Annotated in this window: 21 protein-coding genes and 1 pseudogene; 5 read left to right on the top strand and 17 right to left on the bottom strand. The window is 32.0% G+C overall.

Going from position 1 to position 17,010, the window contains the following annotated elements:
* Positions 1–172 precede the first annotated feature (172 nt).
* Together AC1ECF_RS14090 and AC1ECF_RS14095 are read right to left on the bottom strand one after the other, a co-directional pair.
* Positions 173–553, bottom strand: coding sequence for a hypothetical protein (locus AC1ECF_RS14090; RefSeq protein WP_480390071.1), 381 nt, complete (start codon positions 551–553; stop codon positions 173–175).
* Positions 554–691: 138 nt separating this feature from the next.
* The gene (locus AC1ECF_RS14095) at positions 692–823 is read right to left on the bottom strand and encodes a hypothetical protein (protein ID WP_480390072.1); all 132 of its coding nucleotides are present in this window, start codon (positions 821–823) and stop codon (positions 692–694) included.
* A 127-nt stretch (positions 824–950) separates the two neighbouring features.
* Between AC1ECF_RS14095 and AC1ECF_RS14100 the strand changes: the two genes are divergently transcribed.
* Positions 951–1,304: a DUF6262 family protein gene (locus AC1ECF_RS14100; RefSeq protein ID WP_480390073.1), complete on the top strand. Its 354-nt coding sequence runs from the start codon at positions 951–953 to the stop codon at positions 1,302–1,304.
* Between the two features lie 116 nt (positions 1,305–1,420).
* Here AC1ECF_RS14100 and AC1ECF_RS14105 read toward each other — a convergent pair whose 3' ends face one another.
* From AC1ECF_RS14105 to AC1ECF_RS14125, 5 genes are all read right to left on the bottom strand, one after another.
* The gene (locus tag AC1ECF_RS14105) at positions 1,421–2,455 is read right to left on the bottom strand and encodes a hypothetical protein (protein WP_480390074.1); all 1,035 of its coding nucleotides are present in this window, start codon (positions 2,453–2,455) and stop codon (positions 1,421–1,423) included.
* A gap of 48 nt (positions 2,456–2,503) precedes the next feature.
* On the bottom strand, positions 2,504–2,695 hold the full coding sequence (locus AC1ECF_RS14110) for a hypothetical protein (protein ID WP_480390075.1): 192 nt from the start codon (positions 2,693–2,695) through the stop codon (positions 2,504–2,506).
* 344 nt (positions 2,696–3,039) lie between these two features.
* The gene (locus AC1ECF_RS14115; RefSeq protein ID WP_480390076.1) at positions 3,040–3,288 is read right to left on the bottom strand and encodes a DUF3006 family protein; all 249 of its coding nucleotides are present in this window, start codon (positions 3,286–3,288) and stop codon (positions 3,040–3,042) included.
* The gene (locus AC1ECF_RS14120; protein ID WP_480390077.1) at positions 3,288–4,319 is read right to left on the bottom strand and encodes an MBL fold metallo-hydrolase; all 1,032 of its coding nucleotides are present in this window, start codon (positions 4,317–4,319) and stop codon (positions 3,288–3,290) included. Before AC1ECF_RS14120 ends, AC1ECF_RS14115 begins: the two co-directional genes overlap by 1 nt.
* Positions 4,320–4,556: 237 nt before the next feature.
* Complete coding sequence (locus tag AC1ECF_RS14125; protein WP_480390078.1) at positions 4,557–4,835, bottom strand: recombinase family protein; 279 nt, start codon at positions 4,833–4,835, stop codon at positions 4,557–4,559.
* 462 nt (positions 4,836–5,297) lie between these two features.
* Between AC1ECF_RS14125 and AC1ECF_RS14130 the strand changes: the two genes are divergently transcribed.
* Positions 5,298–5,915 (top strand): hypothetical protein, encoded by a 618-nt coding sequence (locus AC1ECF_RS14130; protein WP_480390079.1) that lies wholly within the window; start codon positions 5,298–5,300, stop codon positions 5,913–5,915.
* A gap of 407 nt (positions 5,916–6,322) precedes the next feature.
* Positions 6,323–7,702, top strand: coding sequence for a WG repeat-containing protein (locus tag AC1ECF_RS14135; protein WP_480390080.1), 1,380 nt, complete (start codon positions 6,323–6,325; stop codon positions 7,700–7,702).
* 305 nt (positions 7,703–8,007) lie between these two features.
* On the opposite strand, the gene AC1ECF_RS14140 is transcribed toward AC1ECF_RS14135, so the two are convergent.
* The 3 genes from AC1ECF_RS14140 to AC1ECF_RS14150 all read right to left on the bottom strand — a co-directional run bounded on the left by AC1ECF_RS14140 (position 8,008) and on the right by AC1ECF_RS14150 (position 11,313).
* On the bottom strand, positions 8,008–8,967 hold the full coding sequence (locus tag AC1ECF_RS14140) for a DnaB-like helicase C-terminal domain-containing protein (RefSeq protein ID WP_480390081.1): 960 nt from the start codon (positions 8,965–8,967) through the stop codon (positions 8,008–8,010).
* Positions 8,960–10,045 carry a toprim domain-containing protein gene (locus tag AC1ECF_RS14145; RefSeq protein ID WP_480390082.1) on the bottom strand — a complete coding sequence of 362 codons (1,086 nt, stop codon included), beginning with the start codon at positions 10,043–10,045 and terminating at the stop codon, positions 8,960–8,962. Before AC1ECF_RS14145 ends, AC1ECF_RS14140 begins: the two co-directional genes overlap by 8 nt.
* A 455-nt stretch (positions 10,046–10,500) precedes the next feature.
* Complete coding sequence (locus AC1ECF_RS14150) at positions 10,501–11,313, bottom strand: hypothetical protein (RefSeq protein WP_480390083.1); 813 nt, start codon at positions 11,311–11,313, stop codon at positions 10,501–10,503.
* 522 nt (positions 11,314–11,835) lie between these two features.
* Between AC1ECF_RS14150 and AC1ECF_RS14155 the strand changes: the two genes are divergently transcribed.
* Positions 11,836–12,801, top strand: coding sequence for a DUF4238 domain-containing protein (locus tag AC1ECF_RS14155; RefSeq protein WP_480390084.1), 966 nt, complete (start codon positions 11,836–11,838; stop codon positions 12,799–12,801).
* A gap of 342 nt (positions 12,802–13,143) precedes the next feature.
* On the opposite strand, the gene AC1ECF_RS14160 is transcribed toward AC1ECF_RS14155, so the two are convergent.
* The 4 genes from AC1ECF_RS14160 to AC1ECF_RS14175 all read right to left on the bottom strand — a co-directional run bounded on the left by AC1ECF_RS14160 (position 13,144) and on the right by AC1ECF_RS14175 (position 15,095).
* A complete protein-coding gene (locus tag AC1ECF_RS14160) occupies positions 13,144–13,512 on the bottom strand; it encodes a hypothetical protein (protein WP_480390085.1) in 369 nt (122 codons plus the stop codon).
* Between the two features lie 179 nt (positions 13,513–13,691).
* On the bottom strand, positions 13,692–14,186 hold the full coding sequence (locus AC1ECF_RS14165; protein ID WP_480390086.1) for a hypothetical protein: 495 nt from the start codon (positions 14,184–14,186) through the stop codon (positions 13,692–13,694).
* A 138-nt stretch (positions 14,187–14,324) separates the two neighbouring features.
* Complete coding sequence (locus AC1ECF_RS14170) at positions 14,325–14,648, bottom strand: hypothetical protein (RefSeq protein WP_480390087.1); 324 nt, start codon at positions 14,646–14,648, stop codon at positions 14,325–14,327.
* A 330-nt stretch (positions 14,649–14,978) separates the two neighbouring features.
* Positions 14,979–15,095, bottom strand: a complete 117-nt coding sequence (locus AC1ECF_RS14175) for a phage holin family protein (RefSeq protein WP_480390088.1) — start codon at positions 15,093–15,095, stop codon at positions 14,979–14,981.
* Here AC1ECF_RS14175 and AC1ECF_RS14180 point away from each other — a divergent pair.
* Positions 15,082–15,410, top strand: a pseudogene (locus tag AC1ECF_RS14180) (IS1595 family transposase); the annotation flags it as partial. The gene AC1ECF_RS14175 and the pseudogene AC1ECF_RS14180 overlap by 14 nt on opposite strands.
* 61 nt (positions 15,411–15,471) lie before the next feature.
* On the opposite strand, the gene AC1ECF_RS14185 reads toward AC1ECF_RS14180, so the two are convergent.
* From AC1ECF_RS14185 to AC1ECF_RS14195, 3 genes are all read right to left on the bottom strand, one after another.
* The gene (locus AC1ECF_RS14185; protein WP_480390089.1) at positions 15,472–15,843 is read right to left on the bottom strand and encodes a hypothetical protein; all 372 of its coding nucleotides are present in this window, start codon (positions 15,841–15,843) and stop codon (positions 15,472–15,474) included.
* A gap of 208 nt (positions 15,844–16,051) precedes the next feature.
* The gene (locus AC1ECF_RS14190; RefSeq protein ID WP_480390090.1) at positions 16,052–16,309 is read right to left on the bottom strand and encodes a hypothetical protein; all 258 of its coding nucleotides are present in this window, start codon (positions 16,307–16,309) and stop codon (positions 16,052–16,054) included.
* A 57-nt stretch (positions 16,310–16,366) separates the two neighbouring features.
* Positions 16,367–16,690, bottom strand: coding sequence for a hypothetical protein (locus AC1ECF_RS14195; RefSeq protein ID WP_480390091.1), 324 nt, complete (start codon positions 16,688–16,690; stop codon positions 16,367–16,369).
* Between the last annotated feature and the right edge of the window lie 320 nt (positions 16,691–17,010).

Here is a 17,010-nt window from a genome sequence, read left to right on the forward strand (position 1 = left end):
TAAACAATTTACATATATTAACTTATTCAACGCAATTGCAAAAAAACCTCCTTCTTCAACAAACCTGCCCCGTTTGTACAATAAGGAATTCAACAAAAAGAGCGTTAATCCCTTCTTGGATCAATGCCCCTGAGTTACAGTGAAATGTTTCACAATATAATAAATAAAGTTATTAGTTAACAATATTTTCATTGAAGAATTTCTCGGCTTCATTTATGTCATTTGTTTGAAAGACATTTTCTTCAGAATCCAAAAAGATATAGTATGGAGTATTATTTAGGTCAAATTGATAGCCATATAATTGGTTGAAATCTTTTAGGTCATGGTATATTAAAGTTGACATTTTATCAGGAGATTTTGATTGTAGAAATATAGGTAACATATCATCGTTCATCACATTATTTCCAGATAAATCCTCAATATAGAAAACCGTATACTTACCTTCATCTGGAACATCCAGTTTATCGGGAAAAGTAAAAGTAATTGAATTAGTTTTCGAACATCCACACAACAATAGTGCAATAAGTATTAAAACGAAAAAATTGTTTTTCAAGACACTTCCCCCTTATTTCTAACCTAATATTACCATATTCTTATTGAACTAACCTGCCCCGTTTCTATAATAAGGAATTCACCAAAAAGAGCGTTAATCCCTTCTTGAATCAACGCACCCGTTAGTAAAAAATAAAAGTTATTTTTCTCCGTACTTTCCATCCCTAATTGCCATTCTATACTTAACATCTTCTTCTTTAATGGAAACTGCTTCTTCAACGCTTACTCCGAACAAAAGAACCGTGGTTGGCACCTTTATAATTTTATCCATTCTAAATAGATCACTTTCTTAAGTGAGTGTGGTCTTTTATTATTAATTTTTATTTTAGCATGCTAATTTATAGTATAATGTTATAAAAAATAGGTGGTTTGAGAATAAGTGCACTAATACAGATTCAATGGTAAAGCACGCTAAACTTAAGAGTGAGGAAACTTTAAGTAAGGTCGATGAGGCTATAAAACAGTTACTTAAAAAACAAGACAAAATCAACTTTAACTCTGTAGCAAAAGAGGCAAATGTTTCTAAAAGTTATTTGTATAAACACAAAGAATTAAGAAATCGAATAGAATTACTAAGAACTCAGCAAGTAGTGTTGACTTCCTCGAAACAAGTTAAACGAAATATGACAGATGCATCTAAAGATGTATTAATTGCGAGTTTAAAAAAGCGATTACAAGAAAAAGAACTTGAAAATGAACAATTAAAAAAACAAATTCAGGTTCTTCTAAAACAAGTTTACACAGAGACGTAACAATTGTGTTTTGGACATGATTGTATTCATTAAAATCGATAGTTAAAAAAATCTATAAATGCTGTTATATCAACATTTGTATCTTTTTAATGTATCCAAATTTTCTATTAGGAACTTTACTTGTATGGGTTATTAAGCATCTTGATTGTACCCTTTTTTGAGATTTCATCAATAAGTAGTTCTTTAATGGCAATATCTATGTCTTCAAAACCCATGTTCTCGTTAAAACCTTTTGTAGAATCAAGCCACTGGCAATTCATTGTTCTATCAAATGTTGCTTCACAGGTTCGTCTTGGAAACATTCCTAATGTAGTATCAAAAAAGTTAGTAACATATGAGTAATGATGAGTATGAATGAAATTATTCCATGAATTCAATACATCATTTTCATCTCTAATATCAATTATTTCAATTTCCTCTAAGTTTCGTTTATCAATTGAACCCCATGCTTGCTCCATCATTTCAATTGCAGCAATATCGCTTGCAGGAGCACTGTATCCAAAAATTGTAACCATGTATGCTTTCTCGAGAGCATTACTTAAACTTTGCCATGATTTTTGGATTGCAACATCACTGTTATAATCTTTTTGCTTAACTGGATATAGTAGTTTTGTTGGTTTAAGAAACTTGTTACATTTGCATTTACTTCCCACATAACCTATAACATTATCTTCTTCACAATAACCAACAGCAACGTTTCCATGTAAAAAAACAAGATTGGGAAGATTTTTAGTATATGTAAGAGCACGTTGAAAAGCTTGAACTAGAAGAGGATCCCAATTAAATGTAGCGATTAAATCTTTTTGGGTAAGACTTAGTATTAGAAAATCATAAATAGTTGGTTCGCTTGGTAGCTTATAGTCACTCATATATCTATTAATAATTTCTTCTAATTCAGATTTTACCTCGAGACATTTAGGTTCAGTTGCACTACGTGCATCTAATTCCATATAAATATCTTCAAGGTTATCTGATTGTGTATGAATAGAAACTTTATTAAGGATATGTCCAAGCCCTAACTTTTCTATAAATCCACTCATTGCAGATATTTTCTTACCATACTTGTCCCCATTTGGAATAGCAGCACAACTTGCCCCTGCTCCTAAAATTACTACATGTGGTCTCTGCTTCATTACAGTTTCATAATTCATTTAAACACTTCCCTAATCCGTATTTATCTGATACTTCTGCTTACAGCATTATTCCTCTGTCTTTAAAAAAATTTGATTAGTTAAAGTTTCATGTAATGATGGAGCATCATTTTCAATCAAATCTAGCAACTCTAAAAATTGTGTACGTAATTTAATCGCATTATTAGCTAAATATCCATCACCTCTAGCTTGCGTTTTCTCATAATAACGTCCATTTTCTATATTTTGAATAGCATACAATCAACGTTTATGTTCAAATAATCTCCCACTCCTAAGTCCAGTAATGGAATATTAACGCAAAATCCATATTCTTCTTCAACTATCCTGCCCCTTTACTTCAATAAGAAGTTCAACACAAAAAGGCATTAAACCACTCATTATATTACTCTATTAGGAATTTATATAACATTAGCCGTTTTACGTTTAACTTTAGGTTATATAGGTCCCTCCATTGAAGAGGTCCTAAATAAAGAAAAATATTAAAGGACTTGATTAAGGATAAAATAATTTCAAACTTCAGTTTTCTCTCTCCAATATTCTTTATAAAATAATGACCTATCCAAATAGGATAGGCGTTGTCTTTATTATTTATTTTTACTCTTTAGTTTTTCTATTAACGCATTAACTTTTTCATTAATATTAGCTGTTTCATCATTCAATTTTTCTATTAAGTATTCTGAATCCACAATACTTATAATTACTCTTTCACCCTCCACTAGCTTTCCACTGTATTTATTTACTGGAACTAACAACTGATTCTGTTCTTCTGGATACTCTAAAAATACATAAAAATCTTCCTCTATTCTATCAAGTGTAAATTTTTTATTTTTCATTATCGCTCACACCCCCAACCGTCTTTATCTCTATCAAATTTAGATAAGTACGCAGGGTGACTGCTAGACACTCCATCTGGATAAACCTTTCTTAGTTCTGTACAGTTTTTAAATCCAGTTTGAACAGTAGTCTTTGCTGGTGTTTTAACAGTTGATTTCACAGGTACCTTTGCAGGTGTTTTAGAGGCTGCTTTCTTACATCCACTTGTAACCGAATGTTTAACGCCATTTGTAGTTACTGTAATATCACAATCAGTAGCGGTTTTATATATTTTGGAGTTAACATTTTTGAGGCTTTTTACAACTTTGCTATTAGGATGCCCATAAGAATTATTTTTTCCATAGCTTAGTATCCCAACCTTTGGTTTTACATTACTAATGAATTTTGGAGAACTACTTGTATCAGAACCATGGTGTCCAACTTTCAACACAGTCGAAGCCACATCAAAATCTGTACGTATTTGATCTTCTATTTCTGTACTTGCATCACCCATTAATAAGAATGAAACTTTGTTATAAGTTAATTTCATTACAATAGAAGCATCGTTACTATCAGACGCATCCTCGTTTATATATAGTACTTGAGTAGTCATGTTTTTATCTAATTGAAAAGTGTCCGCTGTTTTAGGAATAAGATACTTAATATTCTTCTTGTCAATCAACGAAAGTAACTCATAGTACGTTTGAGTAGAATGTACTTTCCCACTATCGATAAAACGAGTAACAGGGAATGTTTTTAACACAGAGATTAATCCACCTATATGATCGGCATCTGGATGTGTTGCTACTACATAATCCAGTTTCTTTATACCTTTAGATTTTAAGAAAGCTATTAGTTTTTCCCCTGAAGATTTTGGGCCACCATCTACAAGCATTGTCTTACCACCTGGAGCTTGAATTAATATCGAGTCCCCTTGTCCTACATCAATAAAATGTACTTTTAGTTCCTTAGTGTTGGCATTAACAATAGTTGCTGGTACCAAGTTTAAAAATATAATAAGAGAGACGATGACCAATAAAAATTTTTTCACTTCCATTATTCCTCCTTTTTCCAACTTTTTATCTATTTTTATAATAAATAACATTTACATATAAGTCTAGAATTATTTGGTAAATAAGAAGGAATAACAAATAGTTATTTAGACTCATATTTTTTAAGTTCAGCATAGAAGGTAGCTTTAGGTATTCCATTCAGCTTTAATATATCAGTAACACTCATTTTATTTTCCAAACGGTTATTATACTGTTCTATAGCCTTCTGCATTGCTTTAGGAGTAAATCCAGCCTGCCTTCCTTCCCATATGTTTTCCCTGTTTTTTAGCCCTCTCCCTACCTTCGGTTGTTCGCTCTACTATAAGATCACGTTCGAACTGAGCAAAAGAACCAAGTATATTAAATAATAAAACACCCAAACTATTAGACTTACCTTCTGCTTCAAAGACCATATTTTCTTTAAGAAATCTTACATTTACCCCTCTCTCCCGAAGTTCTTCTACTATCTTATTTAAGCCCATTAAGGAACGAGCAAGACGATCAATCTTCGTCACAATAAGCGTGTCCCCTTTTCTTATATTTAAGTTAATAGTGCCAGTAGGTTTAAGTATAGGTATCGCTCTCGGATGTATGAGATCCTCACTTCATAATTTGTAGATATTTGTATAATTTTAACCGAAGTGCTTACCAAGAGAGGGTTCTTTAGAAAAATCTTAGGCATAACGATTCAAAGAGTATTATGGGTAAAATTCAGAACAGATGGAAGTGAGATCTTAAACTTCAATTTGAATCATTCAAAGAGAACTTCGAAAATAAAGACTAAACGCTCACAAGAAATTAGATTCACTAAAAAAGGCTTACCTAAATTAACTATCAGAGCTAGCAAGTAAATAAAAGTTCCCTAGAACGCTCCTACATGAATCGAGTTTTACCACCCCTCTCTATACCAATTAAAACAATACTTTGGAACTATACACATTTATGGTACAATTTGTTTATACAAGGAGGTTGGAATAATGAAAAAAGGGCTAGTCATAGCAATCACAATATCGGTTCTTATCATCAGTGTTGGAGTTGGTTATTATATTTGGAATAATAATGTAAAAGAAAAAGAATATTCTTCTGAGTTAAGTTCGTTATTAAATGAAATAGAACTTTCGACTGCTGAATCAGCAATAATTGGTGCTACTTATCAAAAATATTGGGGAGAAATAATAGATAGAAGTATCCCAATATCTACCCTAAGTGAAGAATTAAAAATTTCCGAAGAAGAAATTGAACCATTTATAAATTGGGCAAATAGAGCTTATTTCGGTGGTAGCTTAGGATCAGGGTTAGAGAAAGGGAACTTTGATACAATGATTTCAATAGTGACAATCGCTACATTAGATGAAACATCAGTAGCTTTAGACAACTATGGTGCTATCACAGACAAATTATCTTCACTTAAAAATCCACCGTCAAAATTCGAATCAGATTATAAAACTATTTTAGACTTGTATGAGACTTATAATACTTTTATTAGCCTATCTACAGACCCTGTAGGTTCTTATATCGAGTATTCTAGAAATCTAAATTCTACATACGAAAGTGTGCAAAGTAAGATTCAAACTGCAAAAATTCAAATTCAATAACTCAGAATCACTCATTTACTAAATTGATTAACTTATCCATTGGTTCTTAGTGAGTAACGCTCTAATTGCATTCTCATTACGAGCCTTTTTAGCTTTACTAATAAACCATAACCTGCAGCTCTCTATAGCTCTATAAGACTAATCGAGAATTGACTTTGTGCATGATGGAAGCAATATTAATTCTCTTAAAAAAAAGCTGTTTTCTCAAAGATTGTTGCCGTATCAATTAATGCCTATTTTTGTTGGAATAATTGTACTGACGCAGCAGGTTAGTTGAAGAATTTTAGTAAATTTTGCTCAATCTCTTTTTCAAAAGGGACAATTTCAATAAAACTTTAGGAAAAAATAAAATATCACTATTATACTCCGATAACTTATCGGAATATAGTTTTTAAAGGAGAGTTAGAATGTTTAATAATTGGATTACTAAAGGATTGGCACTAACGGTATTAGGAGTATCTTTAACAGCCTGCCAAACATCAGAAGAGTCGAGTGAATTTGTAGGTTCTAATAATGAAAAGAAAGAAGAAATTCAAACAACCTTATTAGAACAGGGTTATCAAGTAATGGATATTGAATCATATGATAAAAATGTAAATGTAGTAAAGCTCGAAAAAGATGGAGAAATCTATTTTGGGACAATAGATGATAATTTCGAATGGTTAATGAAACCAACTTCTGAATTTAATTCATCTGTTGATTTAGAAAATGATAAAATGTTGGAATTTTCTGATGGACTTGCAGCAGTATCAGTACCAGATACAAGAGAAATGCGAGAAGGTAAAGATTTATGGGGCTTCATTAATCCAAAAGGCGAATGGGTTATAGAACCAATTTACCGTAGCGTAAGAACCTTTAGTAGCGATTTGGCTATTGTTTCTACTGTTGAGGAAGATAGAGATGATTTATCTAATTCAAGATTAATCACAATTGACAAGAGTGGTAACGAAGTAGCGGAACTACTTGATTCTAAAGCATATAGAAAATCTGATATTGACATCGAAGACTATGAAGGGGATTATGCGTATGCTGATGGATATTATGAAAACAACATTACGCATGGGGATGACGTAATTTATGATAAAAATGGTAATTACAAAGTTATGGGTGGTGACATCCGTTTAAGTGAAGAGGATTCATTTTCTTTCATTGGTGACAAGATAGTTACATACCAAGAGGACTACCCTCAAGTGAAAATACTGGACTTAAATGGCAATGTCTTAAATGACTCTATCGGAGATACAGCCGGTGATGATTATAGAGTTTCGGAATTTTATTATGATGAATTCCTTGCCAAAAATAATCTGTTTGAAATACATTTCAATAGTAGTGAAGATGTTATTTTTGATACAAATGGTAATGCTGTTTTCACTGAAAAAGGAGATACACTTAAATATGAACTTGACTCTGGATATGCAGAAGGGTTGATTTATAACCATACAGAGAATTCTGGAAGCGGTAAGACGAGTGGTACTTTCTATGATTTGACAGGGAAAGAAATGTTCTCGGTAAAAAAAATGATAGGTCCTTTATATAGTAATAACCGCTACTTTGTAGAAGGTAAAGAATATTATAAATTGGTGGATGTTGAAGGAAATACATTAATCGACGAATCAATGAAGATAACATGGACATCTGCGAAAGATTTTCGTGATTTCTGGGATAACCCTGCGGTTAATCTAGTGAAAATAGAGTACAGAGAGGATTCTAAGGACACAAATCCTAAATCAGCTTTATTAAACATTGAGTCTTTAGAAGTTATACAATGGGAAGAATTATTGCATTAAATTATTGAATACAAGTAAAACATCGAATTTTGAAATTCGATGTTTTTATTTATTTAGTTTTAGTCTACACATTTGTAGATTAAATCCTTCTTTTTGTTTTAACAGCGACATTCTTTGAGAAAACAGTCTAAAAAAATAATAAAAAACCTCTAAACTTAAGCCCTATCTAGAATTCACGAATTGTTTGGCAACAATATATTTATCTCCATGCTAAATTACTTCAAACAAAAAGGATAAGGATTCCAAAATTCTCGCTATCCCTTATGTTCGAAGTATTTTTGTTCAATAACTACACATCTTCCAAATTACCATTCATCCCCCTCAACAACTTCTTCAAAAAAATGATACTTGGAATAATAGTCCAAATCAACCTTTCCAACACCAACCCCGTTTCGGTTTTTCAATAACACAAACTCAATCTCCCTTGTTTCTTTTGCCTTTTCTTTAAAAATTAATTCTCTCTCTTGTTGAATCGAATCTGATGGATTTTTGGTCTTGTTTTTTTGATTTTTTTTAGATTTGAATTGGAGACCGGAAATAATATCAGCACCGTACTCTATTGCTCCACTTTCCTTGAATGATGAGAAATCTAGGTCTTTATTGTAATTTGATCGGTTTAGACTAGAAATCAATATTACACAAATCTCTTTATCTCGTGATAGTCTTTTAAACTCCGGTACCAATTGATCTAAATGTTGCTTCTCTGATTTCGCTCCATCCATTGGCATAATTTGGAGATAATCAACGATAACCACTATTTTTTTATAATCCTGCAATCTTGGTTTCGAATCAAGTACTAGTTTCTTTAGTTTTTCGAAATTCATTGTTTGATCACATTGATGTATGAATAAGGTTGATGCACTCTTTTCATAATGACTCAATGTTTTGTTCACCTCATCCTCCACATTACTCTGTAATCTACTTAGAACAATATCTGTAGTCATTGATTCAATCTCTTCATTCTCATATGAGATTCTTGATAAACTTTTTAAAACAAGCTCTACTCTTGACATTTCGTAAGCAAAGTAATGTACAAGGTGTCCATTTTTCGCCATTTCGTCTGCAATTTGCAATAGGAAAGTAGTTTTCCCCATTCCCGGTATGGCTCCTAATATAGAAAGCCCTACTGGCAGTCCTCCTATTAACAATTTGTCTATGGCTTCAAAGCCCGTAGATAATCGCTGATTTCTTTGTAATTTCATTTCTTGCAAGATTTGTTCCATGCTTTCTATGACTGGTTTGACTGGTTTGTTAATGTTAGTCATTGTTGGTTCCTCCAATTTCTTTTAATTTTTGTGTAACCAGTTCTTCTAATTTTGACCGGTCTTTAATTAACAGATCGTTAGCATCCTTATAACTTTTTTCGATTTCAAGGATTTTATGATTTACATTTATACGTTGCATTGCAGAGCTATACTTGTCTTTTAGATTGCTGCCTGCCTGATCATTGTCGGGTATTAGGATAAAAGTGGTTTCAGTTATATTACGTTTCGTTATCTCATTGATGAGCTTATTTAAATTACTAACACCACATAAAGCTATAGCAGGGTATCCAATTTCTTCTATGGAAAGTGCATCAAATGGTCCCTCTACTATAAAAACAACTTTGTGTTTTTCATTTAGATGAAATCCGTTATATAGCGGAATTGATAAACCAGGAAGGTTATATGCTTTTGGCAAGTTTAGGTGTTTTTGCTCCCACTCATTAAGTTCTTTTGGATCCATTCTGGTTTGCAAATAAATTACCTTATCCTCTGACCCTTGAGTTAGAAAAGGAAAGATATATTTGTATCTTCCTCTAAAACGTTTTTTGGTTGAATCTGTAGGCATTCCCTCTAGCTTGTTTAGCCCATCCTTGGCAAACCCCAGTTTGTACTTAGTAATGGTTGTTTTGCTTAACCCTCGATTTGTAAAGTAGTCTGTATATCCAACATCAAGACTTGCTCTCTCAACAAATGGAGCAAAGTTGTAACTTACAAGGCTATCTTGTGAAGCCTCTCTCCTAATAATTGTTGATTCTTGTACATTGAACTCCGATGGTGTTAATTTTGCTAACCTAAACACCTGTTTTATCGCCTCGCCTGTACTAAGTCCATCTTTGGCAATAAGATAATCTATTAACGTGCCACTTTTAGCACATTCTGCAAAGGTAATAAATGCAAAATCCCCTACTTTTAAATGAGCCCCACCTCCACAAATAGGGCATACTGGTAAAACATAAACACCTTTTCCTTCATGTCTTGCAACTTGGTTCGAAGTGGTTTCAATGTATTCCTTTAAATTAATGCTTGCTAGTGCTCTTGATAGTGCATCATCCTTCAGTCTGTCATGATGTAACGGCATGTATAGTTCCTCCTTGTATGATTGTTAACGAGATGCTTTATGCTCTTTAATATTTACTTTCGAATCGAAAAATCTATAAACCTGTATCAGCATCAATTTGCCCCTTATTTCTTTTAGGCTCCTTTAAAAACGTGCAGCTATTTTTGCTGTTACCTAGAATTGAATTAATCCTTCATCTATAGGAAAGACACAACTTCTAATCTAAAAATTAGAAGTATGGCTGTCCAACCACATCACTGGTAGTACATTAAGTAGCAAGCAGCTTTACTTGCACTTGTATTAATTTATTAAGTTATTAATTTATTAGGAGCAAATTATACTCCAAAACCATTGATATATATGAGTTTTCTTCTCCTTACTTGTACAAGTACTGTATGTTTTGGTAATAGGTAATGTATGTTTTATATACAAGTACTGTATGTTTGCTGTTGTAATACTGTATATTTTATATCTCATTAGCCAGTGTCTATTTTCTTTTTGGATCTAATGTGCATCATTGTATTTTGCAACTCTAGCAATGAAGTAAACTCTGACTGGGCAATACTCACACAGATGCTATCTGCTTTATTTATGTCGCTAACAACTTTTGAAATCAGTACTCCCACAGCCGATAGTCGCTTACGAGATAAACTGTGCTGATCATATCCAAGAAAGCCGAGTAAAGAGGATATCCGTAATTTGTTCTTAGACATATGCATAAGTTGTGTGACCTTTAGCATCGCTAGTATTGAATGGGAATATCTCTGTCCTTTAAATTGAAAAAACTCTACTGGGAGTTCCACATATTTATTGGAAGACACTGTTTCGATCCAAGAATCAAAGACAACTTGTACACTTTGATTAATAACACTAAATTTTTTTAGTATTCCAGAACTGGTTTGTTTTTGTATGCCCTTTACTGTATAATTTATCTCCATGTCAATTTCAGACAAAAACTGCAAATCTTCTAATAGTGTTTTTCGGTTTTCTGAACGTGCAACCACTCCTCTAAGTCTAGTTAGTTCACTAGCTTTAAAGACTATTTTTTTGGTAGTTGTGAGTTTGTACTGACTTAAAAGATAGATAAGTGTTTGAATCACAGAGCCTCTGACACATGAGGCTGGGCACGTACTGCTCATATTATCTCTATTACAACGAATAATACTTTCATTTCTTGTAGAGGCTGTATGTCTTTTAGAGGATTTAGCATTCTTTAATCTCCATATTCCTTCTATAATCTCCATGACAACGTCATTAAGTGGTACTTTGATGTAATTATTTGATATCAATGTAACTCCTCCTTTTTACAACATAATATTCATTACTACACTTCTCATTCCGTTATCTAAGTCGAACAAGGTTTTATGCTTGTAAAAGCATTAGAATTCACTAACTTGTCGTTATATTAAACTTTAGAAATTTCAATACTAAATTGAATTTGTGTGATAGCTATGTATATACTTGTTCTTAATAGTTACTAATCTTTTGAACAAAAAAACTACTTAAGGTTGGGTGAAATCCTTAAGTAGTTTTATAGCTTCCTATACATTTTTGTTTATCAATATATCAAAATCATAATACCGCGGTATTAAAGTAGGAGGTATATAGATCGCTTCCGAACAAAATCTAATTTAATCACCGAACATTATCATAACAAGATTATCTTTCTGACCTAATTACCAACCTACACTCTGATAAAAAGATACCAAAATGTTGTAATGTAAAGAGTTATGTTTAGGAATCATAGATGACGTACAGCTATAATTAGCAATGTCCACAAGAAAATAGGAACATGAGGGGGATGAGATTTTATGTCAAGAGTTAAAATGGAGCATTATGTACCTCAATCATATTTAAGAAATTTTTCTAACAAAAAAGAACAGGTTTATGTCTATGATAAAGGGCAGAAAAAACATTTCATATCAAACATTAAACATGTTGCTGCCGAAGGTAAATATTTTCACTTCGACAAATTGGGAGAAGACAACCCTATTGCTAGCTTCATGAATGAGGAACAGGTTATTGAAAAATTCTTTTCTAAGGAAATAGAAGGAAATTTTAAAAATCTCTTAAATCAAATAAAGACTAGAGCAAAAATGACATATGTGCCTTCTTTCAAACTTGCAATAACAAAAGATGAAAAAGCTGACCTGGCATTTTTTTTAGCTATTCAAATGCTGAGAACAAAGGATGTTAGACAAGCTATTTCAGATGCATCAGAAAAATTATTTAGTGCAATGTCTGACAAAGAAGTGATGCTTACAAGTAAAATGACTTCTTTTCTTGATGAAATTAGAAATACAGATCAAAAAACTGTACAGGCAGGAATGTTATTTGATTCAGAACTAACTGAAAGTATATCAGCAACTATCTCTAGGCACATATGGTTATTCTATATAAATACGACAAAAGATAAATTTATCACCTCGGACAATCCAATAGTTAGGAATGGCAATGTTGCTGATCCCTATATGAGCAATACAGGATTATCTTCGAAAGGTGTAGAAATAGCTTTCCCAATATCCCCAGATTTGCTCTTAGTTATGTATGAGAGAGAATATCACTCGGAGTTGGAACCATGTGATGAAATGTTTATTATCCTAAATGATGAAGGTCTTGTAATGCGATATAATTTGTTACAAATTTATCATTGTCACAAGCAAGTCTATAGTTTAAGTGACCTCAAGCCTTTTATAAGGAATGTAGAAGTTAAATTTCCTAGATTCTTAGAGAAAAGAAGCAAAGTAGACCTTTTTTACAATGGAAAAAAGTATTAGTCCACCAATCTAATGGAGAAAGCAATAACCGGAAATTCGTTTTCTACAGACGGACTACTACCTACATCTTAATTATTAGTACCAACAATTTCAGCTTCAATACGTTTGTTCGCTTTCCTATAGGTTTCAATTGCTTTAAATTTAGTTACCACCAGAACCATTTTCTAAAATCATCAGTCTCTCCATCAAACTAATTTGCGTGGATTGCTCATATTCAAGCAATTCTTGATGTTTTGTAAATAGGGTCCCATTAATTCTGATAAATATCTTCTAAACGCAACAGTTGAGTACAATGAAATGGCCTCGCATCAATTTTAGAAGCGAAGCCAAAGATAATATATTTTATTTGTAACGAAGTGATTTGATTTTTTCCAACAAAGCCTTGTTTTCTTTTTCTATCTTAGTTTCACCTGTGAATTGAGTTACTTTAAGAGGCCTAACTCTTTTTTTTCTCGGAGTTTCGAGTAAATTCTCCAAATTTGTACTTTCCTTATAAAGATGGTTGAGTGTAATCCTTAATCCATTTTTCCAACATAATTCTTCCTTCGATTCATCAATCTCTGCTGATAAAAACAAATCTAGATTTTCACTAACTTCTTTCAACAATAAATAATCAAGGTTATTTACATTCTTTATATCTATTACTCGTGTTCCTGTTTCAAAATCTATTACCAATTTAAAAGTTTTAGTTGCATAAAATGACTTTATCACTATAACGTGCCTCCATCTTTTATTGTCTAAGTAATAGAAAGCAAAAGTAATAAGCCTTCTACCCGACAGATTTACCAGGGTTGTGGTGGCAATGGCACTGCCAAGATTGTAGTAAGTAGATGCATAAGAACTCTCCTTTTTTTATCAGTCTTGTATGATTATTATCCTTTACTATTCGATTACCCATATTTCTCAGTAAATTCTACCATCGCTTGGGCTAAAAGATCCTGCATTTTAAGATAAGAAAATTTTTCCTCACAAAGTTTAGTAAATTGCTCATTTACACTTTTCCCCACTTTAGTGTTTCGAACTACATACTCACTGCTCGACTGGACTACTTTCGGAGATAAGACCAATACGTTATCGGTATCTGCTTTTGACTCTCTATCTAGCAGTCTTTTAATAAGATGATAGTTTTCTTGAAGGTACTTTACAACTTCATTCTTATCCTGTGTAACGTTAGAGTCTTTACCTTCTCGAGGGACATATTGCTTGAAGGAACGCGAATAGCGATATAATCCTTCCTGAGTCATTATCTTACCCAAGACTGAGGCACTTATCCCAATTTTTTTTGCGACATCCTCGACTTTTGTTATGTCAGCACCAAGTAACATTTCATTAATAACTTTAACTCTCTCTTCTTCGTTCATTGAAAGTAACTCATGTTTGTTCATATGTTTTCTCCTCTATTTTTGTTTATCATATCTTATACAAAATTGAGGAGATTCATAACAAAAGAGTTAGCTTATATAATTTGTTTAACAGATTTCACATTGTATATACTAAACAGCAAAGTTAAACCAAATGTATTTCTAGACCCAAGCAGAAATCCACTTTAATTTGTTTAGATCTATTGTTCCCTCTAATGCATACCATAAATATTCAATTTGAATGGTATTTCCAAAAATGGATTTGCCATTGAAATCCCCAAGATAACAGACAATAAGACTTTGCCCTACTTTTAAATCACCCAACTTAGGATCTAACGCTAAAAATCTGTAAAACACAATGCCTTCTCCATTTTCAGGATATGGCGTTAAGACTTTGATGTGTTTTTTGTTTATTTCCTTTATTCTAACCTTTACTTCCTCCCCGTGAAAGTACGTATACTTATTTGTTCTTATCGTTTTATCCATTATTTCATCTCCTAGCTAATTTTTTCTACCAGGTAAACGTTTGTAAATTCTCGTTGACTATAGGCAACAAAAAAAGACCAACACTTTACCCTTTAATAAGGTTCGTGTTGGTCTTATATTTTTGCTTATATAAACTTCTTCTTTTCAATCTTTCCCTCAATTTTGGCACCTCCCAATAATCAGAATAATATTACTCTATCATCGTAATTGTTAAGAGTAAGAGAGTCAATACTTATTTTAATAACTTAAGAGAATGCTCCAACGTGTCTTTTACCTCTACTGATTTACTTCTTTTTAATTATAACCAAAAGGTTAAAAATTACTCTCCCCTTATATAGAATCTGAAACACCTGAAGCAGTGAGTACATCTAATAAGTTCGCTATGCTGATAACTATTATGATTGAAGTTTTCTTTAAGAACCCCCTAAAGGACACTTTAGATTGCACAGATACAGTTACCAACTATAAGAAGTTTACAAGAATTAAGTGATTACAACACGAAACTTTGAATGAAAGACAAAAACAACGTATGAAAAAGGGTATCTACCACATTCAACACGTTAATAACTTTCATAATCGCCTAAAAGGTTGGATGGAACGATTTCAAGGTGTTGGAACTCGTTATTTAGACAACTACCTTTATTGGTTCCGTTGGCTTGAATTAGGAAAAAATTTAGCATTCGATAAACGTGTAGAACAAATGCTTATTTCAGCGTGTCAAAAATCCACAATACTACTGTTGAAACGCTAAGAAGTGCATAAGGAAAGACCTCATTATAAGAGGTCTTTAGGAGTTTTTGAGTTCTTTATTCTTCTACAATTTCTAACTGTTTGTAGTAGTATCTACAATGGGGCGAATATCTGGATTCGAATCGTAATAGGTATTATCAATTTGATTTAGAGTAAACTTAAATTCTTTTTCGCAATCAAAAAGAATGATACCATATCGCCACCCTTCACGTTTTCCTTGATTATCTTGTGGAGTATATTCTATTTCTTTAATCAGAGATAGAAATTCAACGATTTGTTCTTGATTAGTTATGGTTTTAGTTGAACCATCTTGAATGATAACTTTATCTACATTTTCAATTTTTGCATCCTTATAAAACCCTTCTAATGATTGCGTTTTTCCATTAGAACAGGCAGAAGGTAACAATAGGGATATTAACAACATTAAGAACAAGTATTTTTTCATATAACCACATCCAAGTTTATTCTACTACCAATTAGACTTATTAAATTACAAAAAGTTACTTTTTATATATTAAAAAAGATTATTTGTCTAACTTTTTTAAAAAACAACAATCTTTTAGAAAACATCCTAATTTTTCTATGATAAACACCTCCTGTGTCTAAATTTGACCATAGAAAAAGCCACACTCATATGAATGTGACTTAACTAATTATTTATCAATTACTTCTAGAGAGTTTAAAGCTCTAAGTAAATCTTCCTTCCTCAATACTAGTTCACAGATTTTTTTCATTTTATTATTTTCCGTCTCTGTCATTACATTTACCCCAATGTAAATATCATTTGATGGTGTAGTGTCAAACTGCAACCATCTACTAGATACTTCACAAGGTACATATCCATTGCCATGCTCATTAATTTTTCGTTGCGTATACGTGATTGGTATTCTTACAACTTTTTTATCATCCATAAATAACCACCTCAAATTTTCAAAAAAGCCATACCATTAGATGTGACTTAATTTTATTTAAATTTTCTTTTCTCCATCTACAAATAGAGTACCTACATCTAAAATCCTATCTTTTACATCATTTAGATAAAGCCATTTTGACTTACTAAGTTCTTTAATACCCTCATCTCTATCATGTTTTATTCTTGTATGGATAAATCTCCAAGAAAGATCATTATCCTCTTTTAAAAATAACCTAACTACAGTGTACAATTCATCTCCATCATTGACTTCTCTAAAACGTGTTCCATATATAATAAAATATTTCCCTTCAACATCTTCAATTAAATAACATTTTTCCTTAACTCTTCTGTAAGTAATTTCTTCTATTTTCATTTGCATACTATTTACCTCCTATTTATTTTGAATTTGGAATAATTAACTCATCATATATTTCAATCAAACTTACTATTATTAGAAGTATTTGATAAAACTTAACTTTTGTCCATTGATCTGGTTTGTTGGATTAGGTTTCTACTAAACACTTCTCCTTCTACTTGTTTGGTAGCTGTTCTCAGTATGAAGTTCAATAACTTTACAATCTCTTGTGCATTTTTAGTAATTAAAAATGAGTATGGAATCCCCTTTATTGTCTTTCGAAAGTTACTCTTTAAATGTTTACCAAACAAATTCTCTTCACCATCAATTAATTACAACTAGGG

It is taken from the genome of Psychrobacillus sp. Z3-81 (genome assembly GCF_056620325.1).

Excerpts from the sequence above, each read along its gene's own strand:
- AC1ECF_RS14185 (WP_480390089.1), bottom strand. The coding sequence starts at position 15,843 with ATGAAAAAATACTTGTTCTTAATGTTGTTAATATCCCTATTGTTACCT.
- AC1ECF_RS14190 (WP_480390090.1), bottom strand. The coding sequence starts at position 16,309 with ATGGATGATAAAAAAGTTGTAAGAATACCAATCACGTATACGCAACGA.
- AC1ECF_RS14130 (WP_480390079.1), top strand. The coding sequence starts at position 5,298 with ATGAAAAAAGGGCTAGTCATAGCAATCACAATATCGGTTCTTATCATC.
- AC1ECF_RS14105 (WP_480390074.1), bottom strand. The coding sequence starts at position 2,455 with ATGAATTATGAAACTGTAATGAAGCAGAGACCACATGTAGTAATTTTA.
- AC1ECF_RS14095 (WP_480390072.1), bottom strand. The coding sequence starts at position 823 with ATGGATAAAATTATAAAGGTGCCAACCACGGTTCTTTTGTTCGGAGTA.
- AC1ECF_RS14165 (WP_480390086.1), bottom strand. The coding sequence starts at position 14,186 with ATGAACAAACATGAGTTACTTTCAATGAACGAAGAAGAGAGAGTTAAA.
- AC1ECF_RS14115 (WP_480390076.1), bottom strand. The coding sequence starts at position 3,288 with ATGAAAAATAAAAAATTTACACTTGATAGAATAGAGGAAGATTTTTAT.
- AC1ECF_RS14100 (WP_480390073.1), top strand. The coding sequence starts at position 951 with ATGGTAAAGCACGCTAAACTTAAGAGTGAGGAAACTTTAAGTAAGGTC.
- AC1ECF_RS14135 (WP_480390080.1), top strand. The coding sequence starts at position 6,323 with ATGTTTAATAATTGGATTACTAAAGGATTGGCACTAACGGTATTAGGA.
- AC1ECF_RS14170 (WP_480390087.1), bottom strand. The coding sequence starts at position 14,648 with ATGGATAAAACGATAAGAACAAATAAGTATACGTACTTTCACGGGGAG.
- AC1ECF_RS14145 (WP_480390082.1), bottom strand. The coding sequence starts at position 10,045 with ATGCCGTTACATCATGACAGACTGAAGGATGATGCACTATCAAGAGCA.
- AC1ECF_RS14155 (WP_480390084.1), top strand. The coding sequence starts at position 11,836 with ATGTCAAGAGTTAAAATGGAGCATTATGTACCTCAATCATATTTAAGA.
- AC1ECF_RS14195 (WP_480390091.1), bottom strand. The coding sequence starts at position 16,690 with ATGCAAATGAAAATAGAAGAAATTACTTACAGAAGAGTTAAGGAAAAA.
- AC1ECF_RS14140 (WP_480390081.1), bottom strand. The coding sequence starts at position 8,967 with ATGACTAACATTAACAAACCAGTCAAACCAGTCATAGAAAGCATGGAA.